Origin of the sequence: Rhodococcus sp. NPDC057014 (assembly GCF_042673295.1) — a bacterium.
Classification (GTDB): Bacteria; Actinomycetota; Actinomycetes; order Mycobacteriales; family Mycobacteriaceae; genus Rhodococcus_F.
In genome coordinates this window covers 1-6420 of record NZ_JBHUSF010000417.1, presented here as the reverse complement: position 1 = coordinate 6420, position 6420 = coordinate 1, and the positions used below count along the sequence as shown (strand labels likewise).

Below are 6420 nucleotides of genomic sequence, written 5' to 3'. Positions count from 1 at the left end.
TCGGCACTCAGACCACCCTCGAGGCCGGTGATGTCAGCCTGGCAACCCACGATGTAACCGGTGGTCAGCGTCGCGCCTTCCTCCGGGATGTCGCCACCGAGCTCGGCGAACACGTCACCCGACACCCACGCGACGCGGCCCGCGCCGTTGGCGGCCAGCGACGGCGAAACCAGAGCACTCTCCGCGTTGCGGGCGATCTTGGCCGTGACGCTTCCCGCGTTGACGACCTTCTCGCCACCCGGCAGCGGCACGAACGTGTCGGCGTTGGCCGCACCCGTGGACATCAGGCCGAGGACTACAGCCGCAGCGGCACCCAGGCCGGCAACGCGGGCTCCACGGCGCAGGCCGGTCTTTCGGTTCTCGCTCATTCGTTCCCCTCATCAGGATTCTGCTGGTTCCCAGTCACGACCTTCGAGACTGAGGAGTGGTCCATGTCGGGCCCAGCGCAGTATCCAGAGCTGTGATGTCCGCAGAGTGAACTACGGATGATCACAGCTCGATAACCGCGCTGAAGACGAAATCACTGACGAAGCGTCAGGGTTCCGACTGGGCAACGGCACATCGACCCTGCCCTCCATCTCCAGTACTGACTCGCCGAGGACAGTAACCGGCAGGTGGTTGCCTAAGCAATTAATTCCTGCCGAAACAGAATCGTGATGTATGCCACACCCCGAAACGTGTCCAACGTGTGGGATTTGAGAGAGAATTCCGACCACTCGCCGACTCTGTGACCAGCAGGTTCACTGGCCGTTCACGTTAAGTTCGGTAACGTTTACATTCGGTTCACGAGCTCGAAGGATGTCTGTTCTGACCGAAATGCGAGGCCTGAAAGAACGCCGGGAACGGCTCTTCGCCCAGGGAAATTTTCGCCGCGTCATAGCACAAAAACTCACGATGATCGCAGACCACGACCGCAGATCACGATTTGCTTAAGGTGAGGGTTTCGAAGATAACTACCCGTGATGTGGGGGGCGCTGTCGGCGCAGCCACTCGTCGCCGGCGGCGTCGGAGGAGGACCCTTCGCCAGGTTCGCGTTCGTCCGCGGTGGTGTCGGGGAAGACGTCCCCGAAGATGCGCTCGAGCCGGGCCCTGTCGATCGGGGCCCGGCTCGGAACTGCCTGCTCGTCGGGCCCGCTCTGCGAACCCGGCTCGTCGGAACGAGAAATCGTCTCAGCCTTCCAGACCGGACAATTCGGAAATCACGTGCGCCGCGAGCGGCGTCAAGGTGGCCATGCCGTCCCGGACCGCGGCACGCGAGGACGCGAGGTTTACCACGAGTGTGCTGCCGGACACACCGGCGAGCCCGCGAGACAGGCCGGCGTCCAGCGAACCCGCGGCCAGACCCGAAGACCGGAGCGCCTCCGAGATTCCGGGAATCTCGCGGTCGAGGACCTCGGCGGTGACGTCGGGGGCGACGTCGCGGGGCGACACGCCTGTGCCGCCCACGGAGACGACGAGGTCGACGCCGCCGATGACGGCGGTGTTGAGCGCATTGCGGATCTCCACCTCGTCGGCCGCCACCGCGACGATGGCGTCGACGATGAAGCCGGCCTCGTTCAGCAGTTCCGTCACCAGAGGCCCGATGGAGTCCTTGCCGTCACCGTGAGCGGTGCGGTCGTCGACGATTACCACCAGCGCGCGGCCGGCCAGCGAGGCTTCGATGTCCATGGTCCCTACCGTAGTGGCCCCGTTCAGAACGGACTCGACCTGCCCGAGAATCCCCGTGTTCATCAGCGGCCGCCCTGTTCGGCGGTTCCGAGCGTGACGTCGACGGTCTGGGAATTCGATCCGTTCCCGTCGGTGTAGGTGATGGACACGTTGTCTCCCGGCGCGTGTGAACGGATGGCGGCGATGAGCGCGTCGCCGCTGGTGATGACCCGGTCGTCGACCTTGGTGATCACCGAGCCCTTCGGAATTCCCGCCTTCTCCGCCGGGCTGCCCGACGTGACCTCGACGACGGTGGCACCGTTGGCGGCATCCTGCGACGGGACCTGGATCCCGATGACGGCCTGCGTGGCCTTGCCCGTCTTGACCAACTCGTCCGCGATGCGCCGGGCCTGATCGACCGGAATCGCGAAGCCGAGTCCGATGGAACCGCTCTGCTCACCCGCGCCGGAACCGCCGATGCTCGCGATGGCGGTGTTGATGCCGATCAGCTGACCGTCCATGTTGACGAGGGCGCCGCCGGAGTTGCCCGGGTTGATCGCCGCATCCGTCTGCAGGGCGTCGATGACGGTGTTCTGGTTGCCGGACTCACCGCTGGTGGACACCGGGCGGTTGAGCGCCGAGATGATGCCCTCGGTGACGGTCCCGGCGAGCCCGAGGGGCGAACCGATCGCGACGACCTGCTGTCCGACCTGCACGTTGCCGGACGTTCCCAGCTCGATCGGGGTGAGGTCGGTCTTGCCGTCCACCTTGATGACCGCGAGGTCGGATACCGGGTCGGCGCCGACCAGCTTGGCGTCGGCCGTGCTGCCGTCGGAGAAGGCGACCGTCAGCTTGCCGCCCTTGGCGGCCGCGCCCGCGACGTGATTGTTGGTGAGGATCATGCCGTCGGACGAGATGACGATGCCGGATCCCTCGCCGCCGGAACCTCCTGCCGTCGCCACCTCGATCTGGACGACGCTCGGGACCACCTTGTTCGCGACCGCCTGCACCGACCCCGCCGGTGCATTCGCTGCCGGGGTCGCGGTGTTCTTGGGGGCGTCGAGGGAGTTGGTCACTGCGGCGCCGCTGCCGTTGCGATCCGTCGCCAGGGAGCCCACGACGCCGCCGATGCCGCCGCTCACGAGAGCCAGCGCCACAGCGCCCACCACGATCGCCGTGCGTGCGGGACGCTTGGTCGCGGTCGCCGTCGATCCCGGTCCGGCCTGTCCTGGCCCCTGCAGGCCGGGGAACGGGCCCTGAGGCGTCCCCGGCTGCCCGACCGCGTGCTGGGCACCCGGATGCCCCGGGGCGCCGTGCTGGGGGTGCCCGAACTGCTGCGTGGGCTGGTGCGGCGCACCGTACGGATTGCCCTGGGGATACCCGGCGCCGTAGGCCTGCTGACCCACCGGACCGCCCGCCGGGTTGTGCGGCGTGGTCGGGAACTGCTCGGTCGGGTGGTACCCCGGCGTCGGAGGCTGCGCCGGCTGGTCGGGGCGCCCGCCCCGGTCGCCACCGGCGTTGTCGCGGCTGTCGCCGTCGGGGTTGTTTCGATCCTCGGTCATCGCATCACTTCCATCTCCCGCGACCGCCCGCAGGGGCAGTCGCACCGTCTCTGTCCACGAGAGTGCCCGGTGGGACTGAGAAGGTCCTGAGACCGGCCTTTGAGTTAGCCGAGACCTCGCGCTTCGAGACTATTCCGCTTCGGGTTCGCCGGGAAGGACGATGCGGATGAGCGCACCGCCCCGTTCGGAGACGTCCACCGCGATCGTGCCGCCGTGCTTGACCACCACCTGCCGGACGATCGCCAGCCCCAGCCCGGAGCCGGGCATCGAGCGCGACGCCGTGGACCGGTAGAAGCGGTCGAACACCAGCCCCCGATCCTCCTCCGGAATGCCCGGACCGGCGTCGTCGACCGTCAGCTCGAGAAGTCCGTCGCCCGCCGGTTTCATCGCCACCCGCACCTGCTCACCGGTGGGACTCCACTTGGCGGCGTTGTCGAGGACGTTCAGCACCGCCCGCGACAATCCCGCGTGGTCGCCGTAGACGAACCAGGGAACGGTGACGGCGGTGAAGTCGATCTCGTTGCGCCGGCGTCGCGCACGCTCGAGGCTACGGTCCACGACTTCGCTGAGATCGACTCTCTCGAAGACGGTTTCCGGTGCGTCCTCGCGGGCGAGGTCGACGAGGTCGCCCACCAGCTGCGAGAGTTCCTCGATCTGCGCCACCACATCGGTGCGCAGTTCGGCCATGTCCTCGTCCGGAATGTGCGGCGCGCCAGGACGACTCGACGCGATCAGCAACTCCATGTTGGTGCGCAGCGACGTGAGCGGCGTCCGCAGTTCGTGCCCCGCGTCGGCGACGAGCCGGCTCTGCCGCTCCCGCGATTCCGCGAGCGCCCTCAACATGGTGTTGAAACTTTCGGTGAGCCGGGCGAGTTCGTCGTTGCCCGTCACGGGCATCGGCGTCAGGTCGTCGGTCCGGGCCACCCGTTCCGTGGCGGCGGTGAGCCGGGCGATCGGACGCAGACCGGTGCGTCCCACCGTCGTTCCGGCGGCGGCCGCGAGGACCACCCCGCACCCGCCGACGATGAACAGCACCCAGGCCAGCCGGTCGAGCACCGCACCCGTCGGCGCCAGCCGCTGCGCGATCACCAGCGTGCTGCCGTCCTGGGTGCGCTCGGCCAGCACCCGCTGGTTGTCGGCGGTGCGCAGGGACGTGTCCTGCTCACCGCGCGCCACCGACAGCTCCGGCTCCCCGATCGGCACGTCGGAACCCGGAGGCGTGTACGTGTCGAGGTCCGGAAAGATCAGCGCCACACTGATGTCCGTCGTGTACAGCGTCGCACCCGCGATGTAGCGCGGATCGAACGTCACCAGGTTGCTGTCGATCAGCGCCGACGCGCGGTTCCGCAACTGGTTGTCGACGTCCGCGTACAGTGCCCGCGACACCACCGCGTACGCCGCGATCGCCATCACCGCCACCGCGATGGCCACCACGGACGCGGCGAGCAGCGTCACCCGCCACCGCAGCGACACCGACCGCGTCAACGGCATCGGAGGCCGCATCTCGGGCGGTAACGGGATCGGTCCTGTGGGGTGCCGGGAAACGGGGTGCGTCTCGTGCTTCGCCGCCCCCGACTTCGGGGCAGTCCGGTGGAACGGAACTGCCATCACGGAGGCGTCTCCCGCAGCACGTAGCCGACCCCGCGGACGGTGTGCAGCAGGCGGGTCTCTCCGTCCGCCTCCGTCTTGCGGCGCAGATACCCGACGTAGACCTCGAGCGCGTTGCCGGACGTCGGGAAGTCGTACCCCCACACCTCCTCGAGGATGCGACCGCGGGTGAGCACCCGGCGCGGATTTGCCATCAGCATCTCGAGGAGCGAGAACTCCGTGCGGGTGAGGCTGATCGACCGCTCGCCACGCGTCACCTCGCGGGTGACCGGATCGAGCGTGAGGTCCTCGAACGTCATCTTCTCCGAATCGATGCCCGGCTCCGGCGCGGCGCGGCGCAGCAACGCACGCAACCGGGCCAGCAACTCCTCGAGGGCGAACGGCTTCGGCAGGTAGTCGTCAGCCCCGGCGTCCAGACCCGACACCCGCTCCGACACGGAATCGCGCGCCGTCAGGACGAGAATCGGCAGGTCGTCGCCGGTGCTCCGCAACCGGCGGCACACCTCGAGACCGTCCAGACGCGGCATCATCACATCGAGCACGAGCGCGTCGGGGCGCGCGGTCGCGACCTTCTCGAGAGCATCGATACCGTCGACGGCCAGTTCCACCGAGTACCCGTTGAAGCTGAGAGACCGCCGTAAGGACTCCCTCACGGCGCGATCGTCGTCGACCACCAAAATGCGCATACCCGACAGTTTGGCCCGATCAACTGAGATATGTCTGAGAAGGGGACCTCGACACGAGATGTCGCCGGTCATTCCAGGACACGCGGACCCGGCAGCCCCCAGTTCCTCCACAACGCCACCACCCGCAGCGCGGACGCGAACACCGTCCCCACCACCAGCGCCACATCGGTACCCGAACCCCACTCGCTCACCGCGACGACCAGCGCCGAACCGAGCAGCGCCGGCACCGCGTAGAAGTCCCGCTGCAGCAGCAACGGGACCTCGTTCACCAGCACGTCACGCAGGATGCCGCCGCCGATCGCCGCCGTGCCGCCGATGAGGCACGACGCCAGCGGACTCGCCCCGTGGTCGAGCGCGATCACCGCCCCCGTGCTCGCGAACAGGCCCATCCCCAGGGCGTCCAGCACCAGGATCTCCCGGCGGAGCCGCCCGACAGTCGAATGCAGGAAGAACACCAGCAACGACATGCCGAACGACGTGCCGAGGTTCGGCCAGCTACCCAGCGACGTCGGCGGGTGGATGCCCAGCAGGACGTCGCGGACGATGCCGCCGCCGAGCGCGGTGAACACCCCGACCACGCACACACCGAAAATGTCGAGCCGTTTCGTCACCCCCACCAGGGCGCCCGACGCCGCGAACACCGCAATGCCCACGAGTTCCAGGATGTACAGCAGCACCCGCCAAGGTTCGCACGGGGCGCGTCACTTTCCGGCCGGGTCCACCAATCCCAGCTTCACGGCCTTCACCAGCCGCCGCGGCACGCGGTGCGTCGCGCCGCCCACTCTCACCTCGACGAGGTCGGGTGCCTGCGCCTTCCACTGCGATCTCCGGCTGCGCGTATTGGACCGCGACATTCTGCGTTTCGGTACTGCCATCTTCTGTCTGCCTCCTTCGTCGGCCCGTGAGTACTTGTTAAC

The 6420-nt window shown here is 68.1% G+C and carries 7 protein-coding genes; all 7 read right to left on the bottom strand.

The window, feature by feature from the left end; translation table 11 throughout:
• The coding region (locus ACFTZB_RS41410) for an MspA family porin (protein WP_378441116.1) at positions 1–368 on the bottom strand (368 nt) is incomplete at its 3' end.
• 802 nt (positions 369–1170) lie between these two features.
• Positions 1171–1731: a molybdenum cofactor biosynthesis protein B gene (locus tag ACFTZB_RS41405; protein ID WP_005567398.1), complete on the bottom strand. Its 561-nt coding sequence runs from the start codon at positions 1729–1731 to the stop codon at positions 1171–1173.
• Positions 1731–3209 carry a trypsin-like peptidase domain-containing protein gene (locus tag ACFTZB_RS41400; protein WP_378441113.1) on the bottom strand — a complete coding sequence of 493 codons (1479 nt, stop codon included), beginning with the start codon at positions 3207–3209 and terminating at the stop codon, positions 1731–1733. The genes ACFTZB_RS41405 and ACFTZB_RS41400 overlap by 1 nt, the downstream gene beginning before the upstream one ends.
• A gap of 129 nt (positions 3210–3338) precedes the next feature.
• A complete protein-coding gene (locus ACFTZB_RS41395; protein WP_378441111.1) occupies positions 3339–4817 on the bottom strand; it encodes an ATP-binding protein in 1479 nt (492 codons plus the stop codon).
• Positions 4817–5503 carry a response regulator transcription factor gene (locus tag ACFTZB_RS41390; protein ID WP_073365748.1) on the bottom strand — a complete coding sequence of 229 codons (687 nt, stop codon included), beginning with the start codon at positions 5501–5503 and terminating at the stop codon, positions 4817–4819. The genes ACFTZB_RS41395 and ACFTZB_RS41390 overlap by 1 nt, the downstream gene beginning before the upstream one ends.
• A gap of 68 nt (positions 5504–5571) precedes the next feature.
• A complete protein-coding gene (locus ACFTZB_RS41385) occupies positions 5572–6180 on the bottom strand; it encodes a trimeric intracellular cation channel family protein (protein ID WP_378441109.1) in 609 nt (202 codons plus the stop codon).
• 24 nt (positions 6181–6204) lie between these two features.
• The gene (gene rpmF / locus ACFTZB_RS41380) at positions 6205–6378 is read right to left on the bottom strand and encodes a 50S ribosomal protein L32 (protein WP_378441118.1); all 174 of its coding nucleotides are present in this window, start codon (positions 6376–6378) and stop codon (positions 6205–6207) included.
• Between the last annotated feature and the right edge of the window lie 42 nt (positions 6379–6420).